We start from the raw sequence: 22,641 nt of genomic DNA on the forward strand, positions 1-22,641 counted from the left end.
GTCGGGCGTCGAGCGGGCCGTGTACAGGAGGAGTCCGTCGACTGCGTCGCCGCGCCGGTCCGGGGCGACGACGGCCGGGTTCGCCACGGCGGCCGTATTGAGCCTCTTCGTCTGGGTCTCGGCGGGATCCGGGTGCGCAACTCCCGTAACGAAGTAGGGGCTGACTGTGTCCGGCACAGGATCTTCGACCATACTGCCCGCTGTGGAGCAGCGCATAGGTTCGAGCAGCCAGCCCCTGGAGGGCGCCGGATTCGACCCGGCATTCATCCCCGGGCTCACGTCGCCCGCGACCGCGAAACCGGCGGACGGGTCGCCGGCGGAGGACGAGGCCGTCGAGAGCGGGGAGGTGAAGGCCGGGGACGCGAATCCCGAGGACGCGAAGGACGGTGGCGCGAAGGGCGCGGAGCCCGCCGCCGGTGAGCCGGAGGCCGCGGAGTCCGCCGCCGAGGAGGAGCCCGCCGACGGGCCCGTCTTCGAGGCCGCCGACCGCCGTGCCCGGTTCACCGCCGACGCGCGGGGCGTCCGCCTCCGTCTCGACGAGGAGGCATGCGAGTTCCGCTGGGACGAGATCGGCGCGATCGAGACGGAGTCGCCGCGGTTCGGCAAGCGGTTCACCATCACGGTGCACACCCCTGACCGCCGCTGGTACCCGATCGAGATCGAGGCGACGGCCAGGGCGCGCTTCCAGGAGTGGGAGGACCAACTGGACGCGGTCCTCGACGCTTACTTCGAAGAGGGCGAAGCCGAGACCCCGGACGCCAACGACGCGGACGCGAAGGACGCCGACGTCAAGGACGCCGACGTCAAGGACGCCGACTAGTCAGCCGCAGTACTGGCTCTGCTTCCCGATGGACCGGTACATACAGTCCGCGTTCTCGAGAAGCTGCAGCACGGCGTCCCGGTTGCGGGAGGTCTCCCGCTCGATGACCTCGTCGGGCGGGTAGAACCCGCCTCCCGCACCGGACGTCGGATACATCTCGAAGGTGTACGAGAAGATCTTCTGCGTGCCCCAGAGATAGTCGTCGATCGACCCGTCCGTGATGTAAAGGTCGCTCGACTGCTCGGCCGTGTACCCGTTGCTCGCGGCCATCTTCTGCCCGACGGCCTTGAACGCGGCGTTGTCGTCCGCGGTCATCCCCGTCGCCGTGTCCGAGTAGGTGTACCCGAACGGCCACAGCACCAGCTCGCTGTAGGTGTGGAAGTCGATCCCGGCGGTGATCTGCTGTTTCCCGCCCACCACCCGGCTGCGCACGAAGTCGGCGACGACCTTCACCTCGGGCGCGGACTCGGCGGCCGCGCCGCGGTAGGTCTCGGACGACCTGGACCCCGAAGAGCCGCCGCAGCAGCCCCACTTGAAGTCCCAGTTCCGGTTGAGGTCGGTGCCGACGTACGAGGAACCGGAGTTGGGCTGGCGGTTCTTGCGCCAGGAGCGGTAGGAGCCGGTGGCGACGTCGTACTCGCCGCCGTCCGGGTTGAGGTCGGGGACGATCCAGATCTCGCGCCCGTCGACCATGTTCGTGATGCGAGGGTCGGAGCCGTAGCCGGAGCCCAGTTCACGGATCAGGTACAGCGCCATCTCCACGGTGAGGTGCTCACGGGCGTGCTGGTGGTGGGTGAACAGCACCTCCGGCTCGGCCTCGTCGACGCCCACATTGTCGCTGATCTTGACGGCGACGATGTCCCGGCCCTCGTACGATCTGCCGATGACGCGCTTGCTCATGATGCTCGGGTGGGCGGCGATGCGCTGGTCGATCTCCGCCGTCGTCTCGGCGTAGTTGTGGTATTTCGAGTCGGCGGACGGGAAGTCGAACAGCCGCCGTCCGCCCTCGCCGGACCGGTCCGGCGCCGAGCCCAGCGCGGAGACCTCGTACCCCTGCGAGCGCAGCCTGCGGATCTGCTCCTCCCGGCCGGAGACGACCACGCTCTCCTCGTCGGCTTCGTCGACGCTCACGCCGGACGCGGCGATCGCGGTGCGCGTCCGGGCGGTGCTGTGCCGCACGTGGATCTCGTACTGCCGGACGTCGTCGTCGGCGGACGGCGCCGTTCTCGGGGCGCCGCCCGCCACCGCGTCGGTGACCGTCGCCGAGAGGGGCGCCGCGAGGGCGAGGGCCAGCAGCGCGGCGAGAGCGGCGGTCCGCCTGCCGCCGCGGACGCTTGCGACGCCGGTGCCTGAACCGCGAATGCGAAGTCGCATGAACTCTCCTCGTGGGGAGTCGGATCGTGGGGGCTGTGCGCTTGCCGTGTGCGGCGGTGCGGTGCCGCCCATCGTCATTCCATGGCATGAACAGGTCAAGGGATGACAAGGCGCCTATGGCCGGAATCATGCGGAAAACGGCGCACGGCAGGTCGCGCAGTGTAATCGCGCCCACATCCACCGAGAACGAGCACGCGCGCGGGACAGGTGATCCCATCGGGTGGAGTTCGTGCATGCCCTCTTGCCGCTTCGGCTTCTTTGGGCTTTCTTGACCTTCATGGCGGACACCACGGGACCCCCCACGGGAAACTCCACGACCACCGGGACTCCGTCCGGAAGGGACGACAACCCCCCACTCCGCAAGTCCAGTTGGAAGTACATCGGCCCCGGCGTCGTGGTCGCGGCGACCGGGGTCGGCGCCGGCGACCTGGTGGCCACGCTCATCGCCGGCAGCAACTTCGGCTACACCCTGCTCTGGGCGGCGGTCGTCGGCTGCCTGGTCAAGATCTCCCTCGCCGAGGCGGCCGGCCGGTGGCATCTCGCCACCGGCCGCACCCTCTTCGACGGCTGGGCGAGCCTGGGCCGCTGGACGACGTGGTTCTTCGTCGCCTACGTGGTCGTCTGGGGCTTCGTCTACGGCGCGGCGGCGATGTCGTCGAGCGCGCTGCCGCTCCAGGCGCTGTTCCCGCACGTGATGGACCTTCAGTGGTGGGCCGTCGCCTGCGGGCTGGTGGGCCTGGTGTTCGTCTGGTTCAACAAGTACGCCGTCTTCGAGAAGGTCATGACGGTCCTGGTGGGCGTCATGTTCGTGGTGACGGTGTATCTGGCGGTCCGTGTCACCCCGCACCTCGGCGAGGCCTTCGCGGGCCTGCTGCCGGTCCTGCCGGACGAGAAGGACTCCGTCCTCAACACCCTCGGCCTGATCGGCGGCGTCGGCGGCACCATCACCCTCGCCGCCTACGGGTACTGGGTCAACGCCAAGGGCTGGACCGACGCGGGGTGGATGAAGGTCATGCGGCTCGACAACCGGGTCGCCTACCTCACCACCGGCGTGTTCGTCGTCGCCATGCTGTTCGTCGGCGCGGAGCTGCTGCACTCCGCGAACGTGGCGATCGCGAGCGGCGACAAGGGGCTCGTCCAGCTGAGCGACATCCTGGAGGCGGAGTACGGCACGGCGACGGCCACGTTCTTCCTCATCGGCTTCTTCGCCACCTCCTTCACCTCGCTCATCGGCGTCTGGCACGGCGTGAGCCTGATGTTCGCCGACTTCGTGGCCCGCTACCGCGGCCGGGGCGACACCACCGGCACGGAGGTCGCCTCCGGTGAACGGGAGCGGTCCTGGCCCTTCCGGGCCTACCTGCTGTGGCTGACCTTCCCGCCGATCGTGCTGCTCTTCCAGGGACAGCCGTTCCGCCTGATCATTCTGTACGGCGTGCTGGGGGCGGCCTTCCTGCCCTTCCTGGCGGGAACGCTGCTGTGGCTGCTGAACACCTCCCGCACGCCCCGGCCGTGGCGCAACGGGCTGCTGAGCAACGGGATGCTGGCGCTGGCGGGGCTGCTGTTCCTGGTGCTGTGCGTGAAGCAGATCCTGGACCAGCCGTGGGGGGACTTCTTCTGACCCGGAGACCTCGCACGGGGCGCTGCTCCCGGGGAGGAGGCCGGGCGGGCGAGCCCGACCCCGAGGGCCAGTCCATCCGTGTTCCCCCGCCCTCAGCCGCCGAGGACGTCCCAGTGCGGGCTGAGGGCGATCTCCCGCAACTGGGCGATGGTGAGCGGGGGCTCCGGACGGGTGGCGGCCGTCGACTGGCTGTCGGCGTTGAACGCGCTGATCACCACGCGCCTGCCGTCGCCGCGCATCGTGTCGGCGGTCCACATCACGACCCCCTCGCCGCCCTTCTCGCCGGGCCCCTGGCTCGTGGCGACGCGGGTGCCGTCGGGGAGGGTCTCGGCGTCGGAGCCGTAGAGCTGCCCGGCGGCGTCGGACATGTTCAGCTGGAGGTTGACCTGGAGGTAGCTCCTGCCCTTGCCGTCGTCCACGACGACGTGGACGAAGCCTCCCTGGCCGCCGCTCGAGACGATCTTCAGCTTCTTGGGGAGCGTGATCCGCAGGACGGAGAGCATCCGCTGGAACTGGACGTCCGCTTCGCCCTGGGGAGTCGCCGGAGCCGGCGTCCGCTTCTTCTCTGGGACGGCGTCGATGATCCGCCGCCACTGGGCGGCCGTGGCCAGTTTCTTCAACTGCGCGGTGGTCAGCGGTGGTTCCGGACGGCTGACCGGCTTCCCCTTCTCCGCGGCGGCGTTCCACTCCAGGACGCTCACATGGTGCCCGGCCGGAGTGACCAGGTCCGCGCCCCACGCCTTGGTGTCCTCGCGGCGGTCGGGATACTCGTAGCCCTGGTAGACGGTGATCGCGGACCCGTCGGACAGCAGCTCGGTGCGGCAGCTGTCCAGGCCCGTCTGATCACCGTCCGGACACGGCATCACGGCGGCGGACGGATTGATCCCGCCCCCGTCCGCCGGGATGCGGCCCAGCCCCACCGAGACGGACCCCTCGCCCTTGCCGTCGTCGAACACGCCCGCCACCAGCGGCGGCAGTTCCTCACCCGTGCCGCGCGCCGCCGTCCTGCTGAACTTCCCCTCGGGCAGCAGCTTTTGGAGCGTGCGGACCATGTCGTCGGCGGAGTAGGCGGGCTTCGCGCTGCCGCCGGTCGCGGCGACGGCGGAGGGCCGCGGGGCGGGCGAACCGTCCCACGGCACGATCAGCGCCCCGCCCACCCCCGCGAGAGCGAGGGCCGCCGTGCTTCCCGCGATCGTGGCGCGGCGCTGCAACTGCATGCGCCTGCCACGTGCCGCACCGGCGGTGGAGAGCCCGGTGCGGGGGGAGTCGAAGGTCCCGCCCGCCTGGCGCAGGGCGGCGGAGAGACGGTTCTCGAAGGGATCGCCGTGCTGGTCTGCGGGCATGGTGAACCACCGTTTCTACGAGCGAGGTCGGAGTGAAGTCGGATTGAGGGGACGGGGCGTCGGGGCCGGGCTCAGGGGCGCGCGTACGTGCCGATGTCCTCGCCCAGCAGCTCCCGCAGCCGGCCCAGCGCCCGCGAGCAGCGCGTCCGTACGGCCGCCGAGCTGCTGTTCATCGCGCCCGCCGTCTCCTCGATCGAGCGGTCCTCCCAGTACCGCAGGACGACCACGGCCCGGTCCTTGGCGGGCAGCCGCCCGAGGGCCTGTATCAGGGTGAGCCGGAGCGGGGTGTCGGTACCGCCGCCGTCCGCCACGTCCGGGAACGTCTCCACGGCCCGCTCGCGGCTGCTGCGCCGCCGCTGGTGGGCGAGGAAGGTGCGGGTGAGGACGGTCTGCGCGTATCCGGCGGGGTTGTCGACCCGGGACACGCGACCCCAGCGCAGGTACAGCCTGCCGAGGGTCTCCTGCACCAGATCCTCGGCGAGGTGCGTGTCCCCGGCCGTGAGCAGACACGCCGAGCGGTACAGATGCCCGGTGCGCGCCGCCGCGAACTCGGCGTACTCGTCCGCGCGGGCGGCCTGTCTCATGAGTGATCCCCCTGCGTCGCCTGCCGTGCTGTCCTCACCTCACTAATGCGGTGGGGCACGGGAAATGTTTCAGGGGCGACCGAAAGCGGCGGCACAGGACCGCGGGGGTACGGGTGACGGCCGGCGTCGGCTCACAACAGGTGGTCGGCCTTGCCCCCCTTGATGTCGAGGATCATCGTGCGGAGCGCTTCGCGGGAGTCGGTGAGGTAGGCGTCCTCGGCGCCGGCTATGGCGATGTAGCCGTTGCCGTCGGGGTCGGTGCCCAGCCGGAAGCAGCTGGCTCCCTCCCCGCAGAAGGGCTCTTCCCAGGTGATGTCGTCCATCTGGATTCTCCTCAAAGACTGTTGGCGATGTCCCGGACGAAGTCGCGCGATGCCTCGGGAGAGAGGGCGATGCGCTCCGTCCAGTCCAGGTGCGTACGGTATTTGGCCAACTGCGCCTCCTCTCCCAGGAATTCCGGACCATGGGTGCTGTCGACCTGAACGGAGTCCAATGGGGGTACCGGGCCCTCCAGGAAGTTGAACGTCTGGCCCGAGCCCGGAAACGTACCGGCGGCGAACGGAACGATCAGCAGTCTTACGGCTGGACGCTCGGACATGCTCAGCAGTTTCTCCAGCTGAGCGCGAGCCACCTTGCGCCCGCCGAACTGCATGCGCACCGCGGCCTCGTGTACGACGGCGACATACTCGGGCGGGTTCTCCCCGTCCAGCACCTGTTGCCGCTCCACGCGGTACGCCAGCCGCAGGGCGATCTCATGTTCCGGAAGCGGCGGCAGTACGGCTCGGAAGAGTTCGAGGGCGTGGTCACTGGTCTGCAACAGCCCTGGGATGTGAGCGATGTGGACGGTCCGCATCCGTGTCGCGTACGCCTCGAACTCGGCGATGTCCAGCAGTCCGGCGGACAGGGAACCCCGGTAGCGCTCCCACCAGCCGCGCCCGCCCGGCCGCGCCATGCTGACGAGAGCTTCGACGTACATCGGGTCGGGGCAGGCACAGTTGCACGCGAGAGTACGCAGCCGTTCCGGGCTGATGGTGCGGATACCCGTCTCGATGTTGGAGATTTTCGCCCGGTCGAGGCCGAGCAGCCCGGCGGCCTGGTCGACCGTCATCCCCGCCGCCGTCCGCATCTTGCGCAGCTCACTGCCAAGACGCCGCTGACGCTCGGTGGTCGTCGTCCTCGGAGGCATGCCGTTCCTTCCCGCGCGGTTCCAGCAGTCTGCCGTCAATCGGGGCCGATGGACCACGATCGGGTCAGTTTCGCCATCGGAGTGGCAATTGAACCATCAGTCGCCCTACATTCAGTAGCGCACAAGCTACACAACGCAGTCAGCAGTGCACCGCGCGAGCCTGCCCGCACACTCCTTCCCTGGGAGGGGCGGGTCCGCGCCAGGGAGACGAGCCACCGGCTGCGACCGCGACCGCACATGACCGAAGACCAGGACACGGAGCCCCCATGCCCCTCTCCCGCTGCCCCCTCGCCCCCGCCTTCCCCGCGGACTTCACCGCCCCCGTGCCCGAAACCCTCGCCTACAGCCTCACGCTGCCCGCGGCCCTGGCGAGTCCCGCGCTCGCGCGGGCGACCACGCGTGAGTTTCTGCGGGCCCACGGTCTGCCGGACATGCTGGACCCGGCCGTCCAGGCGGTGGGTGAACTGACGGCCGTGGCGGCCCAGTACACCGAGTCCCCGAACTTCTACCTCTCCCTGCGCTACCGCGCCGACACCCTCCGGGTGATCGTCTACGACAGCCACCCCCGCCACGCCCAGCCCCGCCTCGCCACGGCCTGCGACGCCCGCCGCCGTGCGGCCCTGCGCGTTCTGGACTGTCTCTGCCGCGCCTGTGGCGGCACCTGGGGCTTCGGCGAGGCCCACGAACCCGGCGGCGGGACGCGGATGTGGGCGCGGCTGCCGAGGGAGGGCGCGGCGAGGTACGGCACGGGCGGTCCGCACGCCCCCGCGGCCGCCACTGCCTGACGCCGGGCCGGGGCGGCTCCCGGCTTCCGGCTCGCGCCGGGAACGACGGGGGCGGGCGGCGACGTGACGTCGCGTCGCCGCCCGCCCCCGCGGTCCTTACGGCAGCCCGTGCACGTGCGGGCCCACCGCCGACGACCACGCGTTGCCCGCCGTCGCGTCCCAGTTCGTCGACCAGGTCATCGCGCCGCGCAGGCCGGGATAGGTCTTCGACGGCTTGAAGGAGCCGCAGCCGGTGCCCCTGGTGAGGCAGTCCAGGGCGTTGCCGACCACCGTCGGCGACACGTACCCGCTGCCCGCGCCCCTCGTCGAGGCCGGCAGGCCCAGGCCCACCTGGGACGGGTCCAGGCCGCCCTCCAGCTGGATGCAGGCCAGCGCCGTCAGGAAGTCCACCGAGCCCTGGCTGTAGACCTTGCCGTCGCAGCCCAGCATCGAACCGCTGTTGTAGTACTGCATGTTGACGACCGTGAGGATGTCCTTCACGTTCAGCGCCGTCCGGAAGTAGCCGTTCGACGTCGACTGCATGTCGATCGTCTGCGGAGCCATGGTCAGGACCAGACCCGGCCCCGCCTTCGACGACAGCGACCGCAGCGCCTGCGACATGTACGTCGCGTCCAGGCCGTTCTCGAGGTCGATGTCGACGCCGTCGAAGCCATAGCTCTGCATCAGGGCGTACACCGAGTTCGCGAAGTTCGCCGCGGAGGTCGGGTCGTTGACCGAGACCGTGCCGTTCTGGCCGCCCACCGAGACGACGACCTTCTTGCCGGCCGCCTGCTTCGCCCTGATGTCCGCCTTGAACTGGTCGACCGTGTAGCCGCCCAGTCCCGCCGAGTCCAGGTTGAAGGTCACCGCGCCCGGGGTCGTCGTCGCGTCGGCGAAGGCCACGGCGATGATGTCGTACTGGGCGGAGACGTCGGAGATCCGCTGGACGGTCGCGCCGTTGTCGAAGTTCTGCCAGTAGCCGGTCACCGCGTGCCGGGGCACGGCCCCGCCCCCGGTGCCGCCGGTGTTCGTCGTCGCGGTGACCGCCGTCGACTTCGCCGACTCGCCCGCCGCGTTGGTCGCGGTGACCTGGAAGCCGTACGACGTCGAGGGGGCCAGGCCGGTCACCGTCGCCGACGTCCCGGTCACCGCCGTGACCTTGGCGCCGCCGCGGTAGACGGAGTAACCCGTCGCGCCGGACACCGCGTTCCAGGAGAGGGACACGGACGACGACGTCGTGCCGGAGACGGCGAGTCCGCCCGGCGCGGCCGGCACGGTGGGGGCCGGGTCGCCGCCTCCGCCGCCGTCGGGGCCGTACACCGACACGTCGTCGGCGTAGTAGGCGGCCTGGCCGTACCAGCCGTGCGTGTACACGTTCACCGAGGTCGTGGCGGCTCCGGTGGTGAACGTCGTCGACAGCTGCTTCCAGGCCGACGAGTCCGGGGTCCAGGTCGAGACGTCCGTGGTGCCGGTGCCGGTGACGCCCAGGTAGGTGTAGCCGCCCTGGACCCACGCGCTCAGCGTGTACGTCGAGCCGGGCTGCACGGCCACCGTCTGGGTGCAGCGGGCGTTGTCCTGTCCGGCCGGCGCCGCCTTCAGCGCGGCCGCGCCGCCGTGCGCCGGTGACGGGACGGTCGTACCGCTGCCCGCCGAACAGGTCCAGTCGGTCAGGCCGGACTCGAAGCCGGCGTTCTTCGCGTTGTTCAGGTCCGCGGCGGGCGCCTGAGCCGCGCCCGTCAGGGACAGGGCGAGAGCGGCGACGACGACGCCCGCGGCTCCCGGCCGGAGCCGTGTCGTTCGTTTAAGTGGGGACATGACAATAAGAGTTGGTCCAGACCAATTCTGATGTCAAGAGGTCCGCCGTGGAGGGCCGGTGGAGGTCGTGCCGCGTAACCTGCCCCGGTTTGCTGCGGGTTGCGCAAAGAAGACGTGCCAGGCAGCTGCGGAAAGCTGTTCTCCGGCCCGCAGAGGGCTCGATACAGTGCTGAGGTAGTCACGCAATGAAGTCACCCCGGTGCACCGGAGCAGCGTCGGTGGACCGGACCGCGGGAATCGGGGAGCTGCGCGTGCCAACAGCCATTGCCGTGACCGGAGCTGACCTGGCGCTGCCGCCCCAGGACGAACGCACCCTGCCCGCCGTCGTCCTCGCCGACCTGGACCGCCAGCCGCTGGAACAGGCCCTCACCGCCGTGCAGACGCTCGTGGAACAGCACGGGCACGTGATCGTCCTGTACTCGTCGGCCGTGCCGGCCGCCGTGGAGCAGCGACTGCACACCGTCCGCTCCCTGCTGGAGAGCGACCGCATCGCGCTCTTCCGCCCCGACCTCCCGCCGCTCGCGGTGGCCGTCCTGGCCCGCCAGTTACGCCAGCTCGCCTCCTGCGACCTCGGCCCCGGCGTCGTCGCCTCCGCCGGCCGCCTGCTCACCCACTACCTGCACGCCGGTGCGCTCCTCGGCTCCGTCGCCCGCCTCGACCGGGTCCCCGGCGTGAGCGTCAAGTCGCACGCCCGCTCCTGGGTCCCGGGCAGCCAGTTCGGCGTGCTCGCCCACCCGCAGCCGCAGTTGGTGCGGGCGACCCCCGAAACCGTGCTCCCCGGACCCGAGTTCGGCACCTGGCTGCTGGTCGCGCGCGGCCAGCTCCAGTCCGACTGGGTCACCGACGCCCTCGCCCCCGCCTGGAAGGCCCAGGGACTGCGGGAGACGACGCTGCCCGCCGAGTCCGCCGACTGGTGGGGCACCGGCAAGGCGATCGAGTTCTGCGCGTACCTGCCCGACCTGTCGGTCCTCTACCAACTGGTCGCCTCGGTCCGGCAGGGCGTCTGTCACTGGTGCGGCATCGACGTCATCGGCGACCGCTGCGTCTTCTGCTCCGCGACCCCGCCGCCCGCCGCCGAACTCACCGCCCGCACCGCGCACACCGCCCGCGCGCTCACCACGGGCGACTGATCCGGCATGACCCGCCCGCCTGTTCCCGCCCGCCCGACCCGACCCCCGACGAGGTTGTACGGCCTATGAACTCCCGTCAGCGCCGCGGCGTGATTCTCCTGATCCTGTCGGTGGTGTGCGCCCTCGGCGCGTTCGCCGGCGTCCTCTCCGTCATGGACGACGTGAAGTCCAAGGTCGGCCCCGAGGTCACCGCGTACGAGCTGCGCGCCGACGTGGCCCCGTACACCACTCTGAGCGAAGACCAGTTCAAGAAGATAGAGATGCCCAGGCGCTGGCTGTCCGAGAACGCCGTCACCGACCTCGCCGCCCTCCGCGGCAAGATCGCCGTGACGACGCTCCGGAAGGGCTCGCTGCTGCAGAGCGACATGATCGTCGACCAGCCCGTCCTGCGGCCGGGGCAGCAGGAGGTCGCCATCATGGTCGACGCGGCCACCGGCGTGGCCGGCAAGATCACCCCGGGGTCGTCGGTCAACGTCTACGCCACCTTCGAGGGCGCCAAGGAGGGCGCCCCCGACCAGTCGAAGATCATCGTCACCGGAGCCCGGGTCCTCGAGATCGGGGAGATCAAGGCCCTGGAGCCGGACCAGAACGACCGGAACAGGTCGGCCACCGACGCGGTCCCCATCACCTTCGCGCTGTCCACCCTCGACGCCCAGCGCATCACGTACGCGGAGTCGTTCGCCAAGCGCGTCCGCCTCGCCCTCGTCGCACCCGGCGGCAGCGCCACGGTCCCCGACAAGGACCGTACGTACGAACTCGCCACGGACAAGTGAGAGGCCGCCGCTCATGCCCACGAGGATCCTCCCGGCCGTCGGCGACGCGGACGCGGTCCGTTCCCTCACGACCCTGCTCAGCCAGCTCCCGGACGCCGAACCGGTCACCCCGGTCGGCGACTCCACCCAGCTCGTGGACACCCTCGCCCGCCTCGCCGCCGAGTCCGTCGACGAACTGCCCGAGGTCGTCGTCGTCCACGAACGCATCGGCCCGGTACCGGCGCTGGAACTGGTCCGCGAGGTGGCGCTGCGCTTCCCGGCGGTCGGCGTCATCCTCGTCACCAGCGACGCGGGCCCGGGCCTGTTCGCCGCCGCCATGGACTCCGGCGCCCGCGGCCTGGTCGCCCTGCCGCTGAACTACGAGGACCTCGCCGGCCGCGTCCAGGCCGTCGCCCAGTGGTCGGTCGGCGTACGACGCCACCTCGGCCACGGCGGCGACGTGTTCACCGGCGCGGGCGGCACCGTCGTCACCGTCAGCGGCGCCAAGGGGGGCGTCGGCGCGACCCTCACGGCCGTCCAGCTCGCCCTCGCCGCACAGGCCTCCGGCCGCCCCACCGCCCTGGTCGACCTCGACCTGCAGACCGGTGACATCGCCTCCTACCTGGACGTCCAGTTCCGCCGCTCGGTCGTCGACCTCGCCGCCATCGCCGACATCTCGCCCCGCATCCTCGCCGAGGCCGTCTTCCGCCACGACACCGGCGTCGCCCTGCTGCTGGCCCCCGGCGAGGGCGAGCGCGGCGAGGAGGTCACCGACCGCGCGACCCGCCAGATCCTCGCCGCCCTGCGCTCGCGCTACGAGGTGGTGATCGTCGACTGCGGCGCCCAGCTCAGCGGCGCGGGCGCGGTCGCCGTCGAACTCGCCGACCGCGCCGTGCTGGTGACCACCCCCGACGTGGTCGCCGTCCGCGGCGCCAAACGCACCGTCCGCATGTGGGACCGGCTGCAGATCCGCAAGGCCGAGGAGACGACCGTGGTCGTCAACCGACACAGCCGCGGCACCGAGATCCAGCCCTCGCTCATCCAGAAGATCACCGGCACGGCCGTCGCCGCGACCGTGGTCCCCGCCAACTTCAAGGAGCTCCAGGCCGCGGTCGACGCCGGCCGCGTCCACGCCCTCGACGGCAAGGGCGCCGTCCGCCAGGCGCTGTGGGCGCTCGCAGGCGAACTGGAGCTGGTCAGGGCGCCGGAGACCGCTCTCGTGCGCAGGGGCGGCGGCCGGGGACGCGGCCCGGACCGGGGCCCGGCGGGGTTCCGGCGGCGGAAGGAGTGACATGACCGCACGTCGCGCGAGGACGCTCACGAGGGCCCTCACGAGAGCTTGTCCGAAGGCTTGCCCGAACGTTTCCCGCACGCGGGACCGGGGCCAGGTCACCGTCGAGTTCCTCGGCATGACCCCGCTGATCATCGTGACCTTGGTGGTGGTGTGGCAGTTCGTCCTCCTGGGATACACGTACACGCTCGCGGGGAATGCTGCCGACGAGGCGGTGCGGGCGGGGACGGCGGCCGAGCCGGGGGAGCGGGACGCAGTGTGCGAACAGGCGGGCACCGACAAGCTGTCCGACGCGTGGCAGGCGGACGCGGACGTGACCTGCGGCGGCAGCGGCTTCGTGACGGCCGACGTCACCCTGCACGTCCCCGTCCTCTTCCCCGGAGCCTTCGACCTGCCCTTCACCGTGCACGGTCACGCGGGCGCGGTCGAGGAAGAGGACGGCCACTGAGATGGCGGACCGAAGGCGCAGGAGCGGTCGAGGGCCCGGGCTCCGACGCGGGCGCGACCGGGGGCAGGCGGCCCGGCACGGGCAGGGGAGAGGCGCCGGGCGCGACCGGGGGCAGGCGGCCATCGAGTACCTGGGGTTCCTGCCCGTGCTCCTGGCCGTCGCGCTGGCCGCCGTGCAGCTCGGCCTGGTCGCCTACGCGGCCCAGCAGGCCGGGACGGCGGCGCGCACGGGCGCGCGCAGCGCCTCGCTGGACCAGGACTACGCGGGGGACTGCGCGCGGGCGGTCAGCAGCTGGCTGCACGCCAGTTGCGCGCCCGCGTACTCCGGCGACGAGGTCCGGGTCACCTCCACCGTCACCGTCCCGTCCGTCATCCCCGGAGTCGGGGACTTCGAGGCCCACAAGACGGCCACGATGCCGGTCGACCACTGAGGGAAGGGCATCCGACATGAGCCTGCGGGCGCGCATCACCTCCCCCGAGGAGAAGGGGCGGGGCGAGGACGGTCATCTGGTCGCCTCCTACCGGACCAAGCTCCTGGAGGAGATCGACCTCGCCGAGATGAGTTCGCTGGCGGCGGCCGAGCGCCGGGCGCGCCTGGAACGGGTGCTGGGGCACATCATCAGCCGCGAGGGCCCGGTGCTGTCGACGGCGGAACGGGCCCAGCTGATCCGCCGGGTCGTCGACGAGGCGCTCGGCCTCGGCATCCTGGAACCGCTGCTGGAGGACGCGTCGATCACCGAGATCATGGTGAACGGACCCGACGCGATCTTCGTCGAGCGCGGCGGCCGGGTGGAACAGCTCCCGCTGCGCTTCGCGTCGAACGACCAGCTGATGCAGACGATCGAACGCATCGTCTCGACGGTCAACCGGCGGGTGGACGAGACGAACCCGATGGTGGACGCCCGCCTCCCCTCCGGCGAGCGCGTCAACGTGATCATCCCGCCGCTGTCGCTCACCGGCCCCACCCTCACCATCCGCCGCTTCCCCCGCTCCTTCACCCTGCACGAGCTGGTCGGCTTCGGCTCGCTGGACGAGCAGATGCTGTACCTGCTCGCCGGGCTGGTGCAGGCGAAGTTCAACGTGATCGTCTCGGGCGCGACGGGCACCGGCAAGACGACCCTGCTCAACGCGCTCTCCGGCCTGATCCCGGACGGCGAACGCATCATCACCATCGAGGACTCGGCGGAGCTCCAGCTCCAGCAGTCCCACGTGGTCCGCCTGGAGTCGCGCCCGCCGAACGTGGAGGGCAACGGCCGCATCACCATCCGCGACCTGGTCCGCAACTCCCTGCGGATGCGCCCGGACCGGATCGTGGTCGGCGAGGTCCGCGGCGGCGAGTCGCTCGACATGCTCCAGGCGATGTCGACGGGCCACGACGGCTCCCTGGCCACCGTCCACGCCAACAGCGCGGAGGACGCCCTGATGCGGCTGCAGACCCTCGCCTCGATGTCGGAGGTCGAGATCCCCTTCGTCGCCCTCCACGACCAGATCAACAGCGCCGTGGACGTCGTCGTCCAGCTCACCCGGTTCGCCGACGGCGCGCGCCGTGTCACCGAGATCGCCCTGCTCGACAGCCACGGCGGGGAACCGTACCGGCTGGCCACGGTCGCGCGCTTCGACGCCCGGCCGATGGCCGCCGACGGCCGCGTCCACGGAGCCTTCGCCTACTTCCCGCTCCCGCGCCGTGCCGCGGACCGCCTGTACATGGCGAGTCAGCCCATCCCGCAGGCGTTCGGAGTGGCCCGCGCGGCACACGAACTGACGACAAGGGAAGCCCGGTGACGCCGATGGACCTCGACACCCTGACCGCCGTCACCACCGGCGTGGCCCTCCTGACCTGCGTCCTGGCCGTCGCCGGCCTGCACGTCTACGGCCGCGGCCGCGCGCAGCGGGCCGAACTGGTCGAACGTCTCTCCGCCACGGGCCAGGTCTCCGGCGCCGGCCGGCGGCGCCGGTTCCGCGGCCTGGACCGGCGGCTGCGCCGCACCAAGGCGGGCCGCAAGCTGGAACTGAGGCTCGCGGCGACGGGCCTCGACGTGACACCGGGCGAGTTCACCGCCTGCATGCTGGCGACGGTGGCCGGCCTGTGGCTGATCGGACAGGCCACCCTGGCCCCCTTCTTCGGACCGCTGGCCGGCCTCCTCGGCGTCTGGGCCGCCTGGCAGTTCCTCAGCTGGCAGCGCCAGAAACGCATCGAGAAGTTCATCAACCAGCTCCCCGAACTCGCCCGCATCCTGGCCAACGCCACCCACGCCGGACTCGCGCTGCGCACCGCCGTCGGCATGGCGGCGGAGGAGCTGGAGGCACCGGCCGGCGAGGAACTGGCCAAGGTCGCCGACCAGTTGGCGGTCGGCCACTCCATGGACGACGCCCTGGGCGAACTCGCCGACCGCCTCCCCTCCCGTGAACTCGTCGTCCTCGTCACCACCCTGGTCCTCTCCAACCGCGCGGGCGGCCAGGTCGTGGGCGCCCTGCGCAACCTGACGGAGACGCTGGAGGAACGCAAGGAGACCCGGCGCGAGGTGCGCACACAGCTGTCGCAGGTCAACACGACCGCCTACGCCGTGCCGGTGCTCGGCGTGGGCTCCCTCTTCCTGATGAACGGGGTCAAGGACGGCGCCCTGGAACGCATGACCGGCTCGCCGGTCGGCCAGGGCGCCGTCATCATCGCCTTCGCGCTGTACGCGGTCGGCTTCGTCCTCATCCGCCGCATGTCCCGGATCGACGTCTGAACCGCAGGGAAGGGAGCACGAACCATGGAACTGCTGCTCGCGACCGTCATGGGCCTGAGCGTGTGGGGCGTCTTCGCCGGCGTGCGCATGTACCGGGCGGACGCCAAGCTCCCCCCGGACCTCGCGCTGGCCCTCGAGGTAGGCTCCACCCGCACCGGCGCGGTCGACTCCCTCGTCGACCGGGCGGGCATGCGGTACGCCCCCGCCGTGCTGCGCCTCATGGGCCCCAAGCAGGTGGCCAGGTACCGCCGGAAGATCGACCTGGCGGGCAACCCCGGCGGCCTGACCATCGACCGGTACGCGGCCCGGCGCGCGGTGTACGGCGCCCTGGGCGGATTCGGCGGACTGGTCTTCCTGCTCCAGGGCAGGATCGTCCTGGCTCTCGTGCTGTTCGCGTTCGCCGCGTTCTGGACCGAGGTCGGCATCTGGGCGGCGATCCGGATCCGCAAGGACGTCATCGAACGGACGCTGCCCGACTTCCTCGACGTCCTCGCCGTCGTGGTGAGCGCGGGGCTCGGCTTCCGGCAGGCGCTCGGCCGGGTCGCGTCGAAGTACGAGGGGCCCTGGGCGGACGAGATCCGCATCACCCTGCACCAGATGGACCTCGGCGTGAGCCGCCGCGAGGCCTTCGCCGAACTGCGCCGCCGCAACGACTCCGAACAGGTCGCCATGTTCGTCACGGCGCTTCAGCAGGGCGAGGAGCTCGGCGCGCCGATCGTGGACACCCTGGTCTCGATCGCCAAGGACATGCGCCGCACGGACGCCCAGAACGCCCGTCGCAAGGCCGCCCGCGCGGTGCCCCGGGCCACCCTGATGATCACCACCTTCATGGTCCCGGCCACCATGCTCCTGCTCGGCGCGGGCCTCCTGCTCGGCTCCGGCACCGACTTCAGCCCCCTCACGGGCGACTAGGCGGGCGGGTGGCGGCGATGGTGGCGATCACACGGCCGGGGGATTCCGGGACGAAGGCGCTGGAGGACGTCTCCCTCCAGGTCAACGCCCTCCAGGCGATGTGCCGGCAGGTCTTCGGGTTCCGGCTGGCGATGATCGCCGTCGCCGCGCCCCCGGCACTCCTCAACGCCGCGCCCGGCATGGGCGTCCGGCTGGTGGGCGCGGCCGTCGTCGTCACCTTCATGGGCTCGTACGTCCTCTTCCGCGACTGGGAGCGCTTCGGCCCCCTGCTCCTGCGCCACCCCTCGCTCCTCGCCGTCGACACCCTGTTCGGCGCGCTGCTGCTGATCTCGGCGGGCCCGGACACGACCCTCGCCTACGTCAGCGTCTGCACCCCGCTGCTCGCCGGCATCGTGTACGGCTGGCGGGGCGCCGCCTGCTTCGCCTCCCTGCAGTCGCTGATCCTGCTGCTGGTCTGCGCGGCCCTGCGGGCGGGCCAGGACACCGGTGTCGCGGAGCGGCTGCTGCTGCCCGGACTCTGCGTCATCACCGGCGCGATGGGCTCCACCCTGCGCCGGCTCATGCTCCGCTTCGGCTCCGCGACCCAGGCGCTGACCACCGTCCGGGCGCGCCTCGCCGTCACCGAGGCGGTGGCCGCGGAACGTGCCCGGCTGGCCCGTGAGATGCACGACTCCGTGGCCAAGACGCTGCAAGGGGTGGCCCTCGCGGCGGACGCCCTGGCCCGGTCGGCGGGCTCGCCGGACATGGACCCGGACCGGGTGCGGCTCCACGCCGACCTGGTGGCCCGCGCCGCGCGCCGTGCCGCCGCCGAGTCCCGCGAGCTCCTCACCGAACTGCGCCGGGACGAACCGGACCCCGCCCAGGACGTCGACGTCCTGCCCGAACTGGCTTCCCGCACACGGGCGTTCGCCGACCGCACGGGGCTGGCGGCGAGCTACCACGCCACGGGCGACCGCGCGACGCTGCCGGTCCCGCCCGCGGTGGCCCGCCATCTGCTGACCATCACCTCGGAGGCCATGGACAACGTCCAACGCCACGCGGATCCCACGCGCGTCGACGTCCGCGCGGGCGTCCACGACGACCACCTGTGCATCAGCGTGTACGACGACGGGCGCGGCCTGCCCGCCGGCACCACGCTCGAACAGCTGCGCCGCGACGGCCACTTCGGCCTGGTCGGCATGGTGGAACGGGCCGCCGCCATCGGCGCCCGCATCCACATCGGCCGCGGCGCGCACCCCGGGGGCACCGAGGTCCGCCTGGAGCTCCCCCTCACCGGGTCCCGCCCGTGAACGACACCCCCCACCCGAACGGAAGCCACGTCATGCCGGACCGACCGCCGCACCCGGGCGCCGTACACCCCCTGTTCCCCCCGCAGCCCCGGCCCGCCCCCGTGCGGGTGATGGTGGCCGACGACAACCCGGTCGTCCGCGCGGGCCTGACGGCACTGCTCCGCGACCGCGACGACATCGCCGTCGTCGCGGAGGCGGCGGACGGCCGCGAGGCCTGCGAGGCCGCCGTCCGGCACCGGCCCGACGTCGTCCTGCTGGACGTCCGCATGCCCGGCGTCGACGGCCTCTCCGCCCTGCCCCACCTGGTGCGGATCGCCCATGTGGTGATGCTGACGTACAGCCACGAGGCCGCCGTCGTCCGGGAAGCCCTGCTCGGCGGGGCGGGGGGCTATCTGGTGCACGGGGAGTTCACCGCGGAGGAACTGGTGTCGACGGTGCGGGACGTCACGCTGGGCCGGGCGCACTTCACCCCGACGGCGGCGACGGCGGTCCTGGAGCATCTCCAGAAAAGTGCGACTGCACACGACGAAGCGGATCCTGTTCCCCTGTTTTCCGTGACTTCACGGGAATCGCTTTCGCAGTTGCAATCGCCCGTGAGAGTATCGGGGGCGGAGGGTGGAGCGAGGTACGCGCTCAGCGGGAGGGAGGCGGAGATCATGGATCTGATCGCGTCGGGCATGAACAACCGGCAGATCGCCGCCACTTGCTTCATCAGTGAGAAGACGGTCAAGAACCACATCAACCGCATCTTCGCCAAGCTGCACAGCAGCAGCCGCTCCGAGGCCGCGGCCAAGTGGCTGGGGACGGCGGCGGGGGCGTCCCGCCGAGGGGTGGGGTGAGGGCGATGCCGAGTCGGGATTGGGCCCGGGATTGGGCCCGGAGGCCCTTAGCCGGAACGGGCGTCGAGGCCTACGCTCAGGATGCCGACAGCGGCACCGGCGCCGAGCGAGCCGGTCACGCGACACCCGGAGGGGAACAGCATGACCAACTGGAACTGGATCCACACCACCGTCGCACGCCTCCAGACCCGGGCCGCCCGCAGCGACAAGGGCCAGACGGCGGTGGAGTACCTGGGCATCATCGCGGTGGTCGTGGCCATCGTCCTGGCGATCACGGGAACGGACATCGGACAGACGATCTACAACGCGATCACCGACAAGATCAACGAGGTCATCTCGGGCTGACGAGGTCCTCGCGCTCCGCCGACGCAGGGCAGGCCTTCCCCATCTACATCATGGTGGTGGCGGGTCTGCTCTTTCTGGCGTTGGCCTACCTGGCCGTGGGCCAGGCCGGGGCGAACCGCAACGGAGCCCAGACGGCGGCGGACGCCGCGGCGCTCGCGGCCGCCCTGGACACCAGGGACCAGCTTGCCGACGAGTGGGTGCTGAGCGTGCGCGACCCGGCCGAGTGGCAGGCCATATTCCATGGCGCAGACGCGGTGTTCGACGGCTGCGGGCGCGCTGACCAGCTGGCCGCGCAGAACGATGCCTCCCGCCTGGAGTGCGGGCGGGCGGCCGGGCTGCTTCCCGGATACACGGTGCGCGTCCAGACCGCCAAGGCGGTCGGCGATTCCATCGTCCCCGGCACCGAGAACCTGCACGCGAAGGCGACCGCCACCGCGGTGATCGAACCGGCCTGCACGTTCGTGCTGCCTGGCCGGGGCCCCGCCGACGCACCGTTGCCGGCCCTCACCTGCGACGGCGTCGAATGGCGTCCCGACCCCGAGCACCCGACCGAACTGCCGGGCCCCGAAGACCTCTTCGACGTCCACCTGGCCGACTGAGATGCGAACGACGAGCGAAGGAAACAGCGTGATGAGCATGCGGTTCACCGCTACGGCCGTCAGGAGGACGGCCGCACTGACTGCTGTGGTCGGGCTGGCCTTCGGCGTGGCCGGTTGCGGCGGAAACGGCGACGACGACAAGCCCCGGACCTCGCCGGCGTCCTCGGCGTCGAAGGGAGACGGCTCCGCGCCCACGGCCCAGGAGGGTCAGTCGGACGAGCCTCTGGCCGAGCTGAAGGGGCCCAGCGGACTGCTGTTGCAGATCACTTCCGCTCTGCGTGACTCCGGCGGCTTCGTCACCGTGACCGCGGACCTGAAGAACGACAGCGCGAAGCTCCTGACGATTCCCGCCCAGCTGAGCGGCAACGAGACCGAGATCATCAGGAACGGCCGCTCGTTCGGCGGAGCGACCCTGGTGGACTCCAAGGGCAAGAAGCGCTACTACGTCCTCCGCGACACGGACGGCAGGCCCCTCACCACCACGGGCGTCTCCAGCATCAAGTCCGGTGATTCCGTGCCGGTGTTCATGCAGTTCCCGGCACCGCCCGCCGGCACGTCCCAGGTGTCGTTCCAGATGCCGATGTTCGCGCCCGCCGACATCGCGATCTCCGGGTGAGGCCGGTCATGAGCCCACGCCCCACCCTGGCCCTCCTCACTCTCGCCTTCGTGCTCGCCGCCCCCTCTCCCGTCGTGCGGGCCGACACCTCGCCCAGCGTGCCCCCCGGCACCGAGCCCACCGCCACCGCGCCCGTGCAGGTGGACCCCAACGATCCCGACCTCAAGCTTCCCGAGGGCGGCACCCTCGCCGAGCCCAAGGTGCTCGACATCAAGCAGGTCGTCGAGGACGAGTCGGGGGACGAGCGCCGCGAGGACACCAACGCGGACGTGACGTTCGCCCTTCAGGCCGAGGTCCTCTTCGCCAAGGACAGCGCCAGGCTCGGCGCGCAGGCGAAGTCCCGCATCGCCACGATCGCCGAGGAGATCAGGAAGCAGCACACCACCGTCGTCCGCGTCTTCGGCTTCACGGACGACCTGGGCTCCGCCGCCCACGGCGACGTTCTGTCGAAGCAGCGGGCGGACGCCGTCCAGGCGCAGCTCGCGGGCCAGTTGAACGAACCGGACATCACCTTCGAAGTGCGCGGCTACGGCGAGCAGTACCCCATCGCCGACAACTCGACCGAGGCCGGCCGCAGGAAGAACCGCCGGGTGGAGGTCACGTTCCCGCGCACGGCGAGCTGAGCGTCACGCACACACCCGCACCCGCACGCCGGCCGTCAGCCCCCACCCGGCCATCGCGCCGGCCGCCGCCTCCAGGACGTGCCGGGACCGCAGCCGGGGCAGCCCCAGCCGCCCCGGCGGCATCGTGCGCACCGCGATGACGGTGAGCCTGCGGTCGAGATACGCCACGTCGATCGGCATGCGCATCCCGAAGGTGTGCACCCCGCCGGCCGGCGTCAGCAGCATCGCCCCGTCCACGGCGTCCCGTCCGAGCAGCCCTCTGGTCCGGGCCCGGTACGAGGCGGCGATCTCCAACGGCACCCGGACCTCCGCCACCAGGAGTTCCCCCCGCCCGTCCCGCCAGCGCGCCATACCAGTCTCCCCTCGGCAGCCTCGTCACCCTCTGCACGGTACGAGCCGGGCACGCGGAAGGGCCGTCACATGCGGAAGATCGTCCCGTACAGCGTCCCCATAATTTGACGGCGGCCCCGCGGCCCTCTCTGCCACGATCGTCGTATGGACGACACGGACGGGGACGACAAGGACCGCGCAGGGGACGGCACGGGCGGCGGAGTGCAGGGCTCGTTCGAGGACCTGCTCGCCGAAGGGGCCGCCGTGCCCACCGAAGGGTGGGACTTCTCCTGGTTCGAAGGGCGCGCCACCGAGGCGCGGCCCTCCTGGGGGTACGCGATGTCGCTGGCGGCGCGACTGGCGGGCGCGAGCGCCGCGCTCGACGTGCAGACCGGGGGAGGAGAGGTCCTCGACTTCGCTCTCGGCCGGGCCGCCCCCAAGGCCCCCGTCCTCACCGTCGCGACCGAGGGCTGGCCGGCGAACGTCGCCAAGGCGACCGCGCTGCTGCGGCCGCGCGGCATCGCGGTCGTCGCGACTCCGCAGGACGCCCCGCTGCCCTTCGCGGACGCCACCTTCGACCTGGTGAGCAGCCGGCACCCCGTGCGGCCCCTCTGGCACGAGATCGCCCGCGTCCTGCGGCCCGGCGGGACCTACTTCGCCCAACACGTCGGGCCCCGCAGTGTGTTCGAGCTCGTGGAGTACTTCCTCGGACCGCAGCCGGAGACGGTGAGCGGCGGTCGCCACCCCGACCACGAGCGCGCCGAAGCGGAGGCGGCGGGGCTGGAGATCGTCGACCTGCGGGCGGAACGGCTGCGCGTCGAGTTCCACGACATCGCCGCCGTCGTCCACTTCCTGCGCAAGGTGGTGTGGATGGTCCCCGGCTTCACGGTGGAGGCCTACCGGCCCCGGCTGCGCGCCCTGCACGAGCGGATCGAGGCCGACGGCGCCTTCGTCGCCCACAGCGCCCGCCATCTCGTCGAGGCCCGCCGCAGGTGAGGCCGTGTGCCCAGGCCGTGTGCCAGGCCGTGTGGGGCCGCAGACCTCCGTCCTCACGGAGTTTCCACATCGTTATCGCAAGTGGTTCGCGTCCGTGTCCCGCCTCACGTACGTTCGGGCCGAGGCAATTCGCGTGAGCAAAGCTGCGTGGACGTCACCGCGCAGTGGAGGGGGCTGCGCGGTGACGCCCGCGTCAAGCCGGCGTTCGCGGCCGGGTTAGCCCGTCAGGGGGACGG

At 71.5% G+C, this 22,641-nt stretch carries 25 protein-coding genes; 18 read left to right on the forward strand and 7 right to left on the reverse strand.

The window, feature by feature from the left end; all coding sequences use genetic code 11:
• The first annotated feature begins 202 nt into the window (after positions 1-202).
• A complete protein-coding gene (locus IE239_RS20990) occupies positions 203-820 on the forward strand; it encodes a hypothetical protein (protein ID WP_190150882.1) in 618 nt (205 codons plus the stop codon).
• Here IE239_RS20990 and IE239_RS20995 read toward each other — a convergent pair whose 3' ends face one another.
• On the reverse strand, positions 821-2,194 hold the full coding sequence (locus IE239_RS20995) for a M14 family metallopeptidase (RefSeq protein WP_190150883.1): 1,374 nt from the start codon (positions 2,192-2,194) through the stop codon (positions 821-823).
• 277 nt (positions 2,195-2,471) lie between these two features.
• On the opposite strand from IE239_RS20995, the gene IE239_RS21000 reads away from it, so the two are divergent.
• On the forward strand, positions 2,472-3,812 hold the full coding sequence (locus IE239_RS21000) for an Nramp family divalent metal transporter (protein WP_190150884.1): 1,341 nt from the start codon (positions 2,472-2,474) through the stop codon (positions 3,810-3,812).
• A gap of 92 nt (positions 3,813-3,904) precedes the next feature.
• On the opposite strand, the gene IE239_RS21005 is transcribed toward IE239_RS21000, so the two are convergent.
• The 4 genes from IE239_RS21005 to IE239_RS21020 form a co-directional block, all read right to left on the reverse strand.
• Entirely contained in the window at positions 3,905-5,155 is a 1,251-nt protein-coding gene (locus IE239_RS21005; protein WP_190150885.1) for a hypothetical protein, read from the reverse strand.
• 71 nt (positions 5,156-5,226) lie between these two features.
• Positions 5,227-5,739: a SigE family RNA polymerase sigma factor gene (locus tag IE239_RS21010; RefSeq protein WP_190150886.1), complete on the reverse strand. Its 513-nt coding sequence runs from the start codon at positions 5,737-5,739 to the stop codon at positions 5,227-5,229.
• Between the two features lie 131 nt (positions 5,740-5,870).
• Positions 5,871-6,062 (reverse strand): hypothetical protein, encoded by a 192-nt coding sequence (locus IE239_RS21015; protein ID WP_190150887.1) that lies wholly within the window; start codon positions 6,060-6,062, stop codon positions 5,871-5,873.
• Positions 6,063-6,073: 11 nt separating this feature from the next.
• On the reverse strand, positions 6,074-6,925 hold the full coding sequence (locus tag IE239_RS21020) for a helix-turn-helix domain-containing protein (RefSeq protein WP_190150888.1): 852 nt from the start codon (positions 6,923-6,925) through the stop codon (positions 6,074-6,076).
• 266 nt (positions 6,926-7,191) lie between these two features.
• Between IE239_RS21020 and IE239_RS21025 the strand changes: the two genes are divergently transcribed.
• The gene (locus IE239_RS21025; RefSeq protein ID WP_190150889.1) at positions 7,192-7,710 is read left to right on the forward strand and encodes an ATP-binding protein; all 519 of its coding nucleotides are present in this window, start codon (positions 7,192-7,194) and stop codon (positions 7,708-7,710) included.
• A gap of 96 nt (positions 7,711-7,806) precedes the next feature.
• On the opposite strand, the gene IE239_RS21030 is transcribed toward IE239_RS21025, so the two are convergent.
• Positions 7,807-9,504 carry a chitinase gene (locus tag IE239_RS21030; protein ID WP_190150890.1) on the reverse strand — a complete coding sequence of 566 codons (1,698 nt, stop codon included), beginning with the start codon at positions 9,502-9,504 and terminating at the stop codon, positions 7,807-7,809.
• 251 nt (positions 9,505-9,755) lie between these two features.
• On the opposite strand from IE239_RS21030, the gene IE239_RS21035 reads away from it, so the two are divergent.
• The 14 genes from IE239_RS21035 (at position 9,756) to IE239_RS21100 (ending at position 21,079) form a co-directional block, all read left to right on the forward strand.
• Complete coding sequence (locus IE239_RS21035) at positions 9,756-10,634, forward strand: hypothetical protein (protein WP_373308125.1); 879 nt, start codon at positions 9,756-9,758, stop codon at positions 10,632-10,634.
• A gap of 65 nt (positions 10,635-10,699) precedes the next feature.
• Positions 10,700-11,407 (forward strand): Flp pilus assembly protein CpaB, encoded by a 708-nt coding sequence (cpaB, locus tag IE239_RS21040; RefSeq protein WP_190150891.1) that lies wholly within the window; start codon positions 10,700-10,702, stop codon positions 11,405-11,407.
• Between the two features lie 13 nt (positions 11,408-11,420).
• Positions 11,421-12,677, forward strand: coding sequence for a CpaE/TadZ family protein (locus IE239_RS21045; protein WP_190150892.1), 1,257 nt, complete (start codon positions 11,421-11,423; stop codon positions 12,675-12,677).
• A 118-nt stretch (positions 12,678-12,795) separates the two neighbouring features.
• On the forward strand, positions 12,796-13,125 hold the full coding sequence (locus tag IE239_RS21050; RefSeq protein WP_229878222.1) for a pilus assembly protein: 330 nt from the start codon (positions 12,796-12,798) through the stop codon (positions 13,123-13,125).
• A 1-nt stretch (position 13,126) separates the two neighbouring features.
• The gene (locus IE239_RS21055; protein WP_190150894.1) at positions 13,127-13,555 is read left to right on the forward strand and encodes a TadE/TadG family type IV pilus assembly protein; all 429 of its coding nucleotides are present in this window, start codon (positions 13,127-13,129) and stop codon (positions 13,553-13,555) included.
• 16 nt (positions 13,556-13,571) lie between these two features.
• Entirely contained in the window at positions 13,572-14,906 is a 1,335-nt protein-coding gene (locus IE239_RS21060) for a TadA family conjugal transfer-associated ATPase (RefSeq protein ID WP_190150895.1), read from the forward strand.
• A gap of 5 nt (positions 14,907-14,911) precedes the next feature.
• Positions 14,912-15,856 carry a type II secretion system F family protein gene (locus tag IE239_RS21065; protein ID WP_190150946.1) on the forward strand — a complete coding sequence of 315 codons (945 nt, stop codon included), beginning with the start codon at positions 14,912-14,914 and terminating at the stop codon, positions 15,854-15,856.
• A 24-nt stretch (positions 15,857-15,880) separates the two neighbouring features.
• Positions 15,881-16,768 (forward strand): DUF5936 domain-containing protein, encoded by an 888-nt coding sequence (locus IE239_RS21070; RefSeq protein WP_190150896.1) that lies wholly within the window; start codon positions 15,881-15,883, stop codon positions 16,766-16,768.
• A gap of 8 nt (positions 16,769-16,776) precedes the next feature.
• Positions 16,777-18,057, forward strand: coding sequence for a sensor histidine kinase (locus IE239_RS21075; RefSeq protein WP_373308126.1), 1,281 nt, complete (start codon positions 16,777-16,779; stop codon positions 18,055-18,057).
• Positions 18,058-18,089: 32 nt separating this feature from the next.
• Positions 18,090-18,896 (forward strand): response regulator, encoded by an 807-nt coding sequence (locus tag IE239_RS21080; protein WP_190150897.1) that lies wholly within the window; start codon positions 18,090-18,092, stop codon positions 18,894-18,896.
• 141 nt (positions 18,897-19,037) lie between these two features.
• On the forward strand, positions 19,038-19,241 hold the full coding sequence (locus IE239_RS21085) for a Flp family type IVb pilin (protein WP_190150898.1): 204 nt from the start codon (positions 19,038-19,040) through the stop codon (positions 19,239-19,241).
• Positions 19,238-19,840 (forward strand): pilus assembly protein TadG-related protein, encoded by a 603-nt coding sequence (locus IE239_RS21090; RefSeq protein WP_190150948.1) that lies wholly within the window; start codon positions 19,238-19,240, stop codon positions 19,838-19,840. The genes IE239_RS21085 and IE239_RS21090 overlap by 4 nt, the downstream gene beginning before the upstream one ends.
• A 31-nt stretch (positions 19,841-19,871) precedes the next feature.
• A complete protein-coding gene (locus IE239_RS21095; RefSeq protein ID WP_190150899.1) occupies positions 19,872-20,456 on the forward strand; it encodes a hypothetical protein in 585 nt (194 codons plus the stop codon).
• 8 nt (positions 20,457-20,464) lie between these two features.
• On the forward strand, positions 20,465-21,079 hold the full coding sequence (locus IE239_RS21100) for an OmpA family protein (RefSeq protein WP_190150900.1): 615 nt from the start codon (positions 20,465-20,467) through the stop codon (positions 21,077-21,079).
• Positions 21,080-21,082: 3 nt separating this feature from the next.
• Here IE239_RS21100 and IE239_RS21105 read toward each other — a convergent pair whose 3' ends face one another.
• Positions 21,083-21,430 carry a DUF192 domain-containing protein gene (locus IE239_RS21105; protein ID WP_190150901.1) on the reverse strand — a complete coding sequence of 116 codons (348 nt, stop codon included), beginning with the start codon at positions 21,428-21,430 and terminating at the stop codon, positions 21,083-21,085.
• 144 nt (positions 21,431-21,574) lie between these two features.
• Here IE239_RS21105 and IE239_RS21110 point away from each other — a divergent pair, with 144 nt between their 5' ends.
• The gene (locus tag IE239_RS21110; RefSeq protein ID WP_229878218.1) at positions 21,575-22,405 is read left to right on the forward strand and encodes a methyltransferase domain-containing protein; all 831 of its coding nucleotides are present in this window, start codon (positions 21,575-21,577) and stop codon (positions 22,403-22,405) included.
• The last annotated feature ends 236 nt before the right edge of the window (positions 22,406-22,641 follow it).

Source organism: Streptomyces humidus (assembly GCF_014649655.1).
Lineage (GTDB): Bacteria > Actinomycetota > Actinomycetes > Streptomycetales > Streptomycetaceae > Streptomyces > Streptomyces humidus.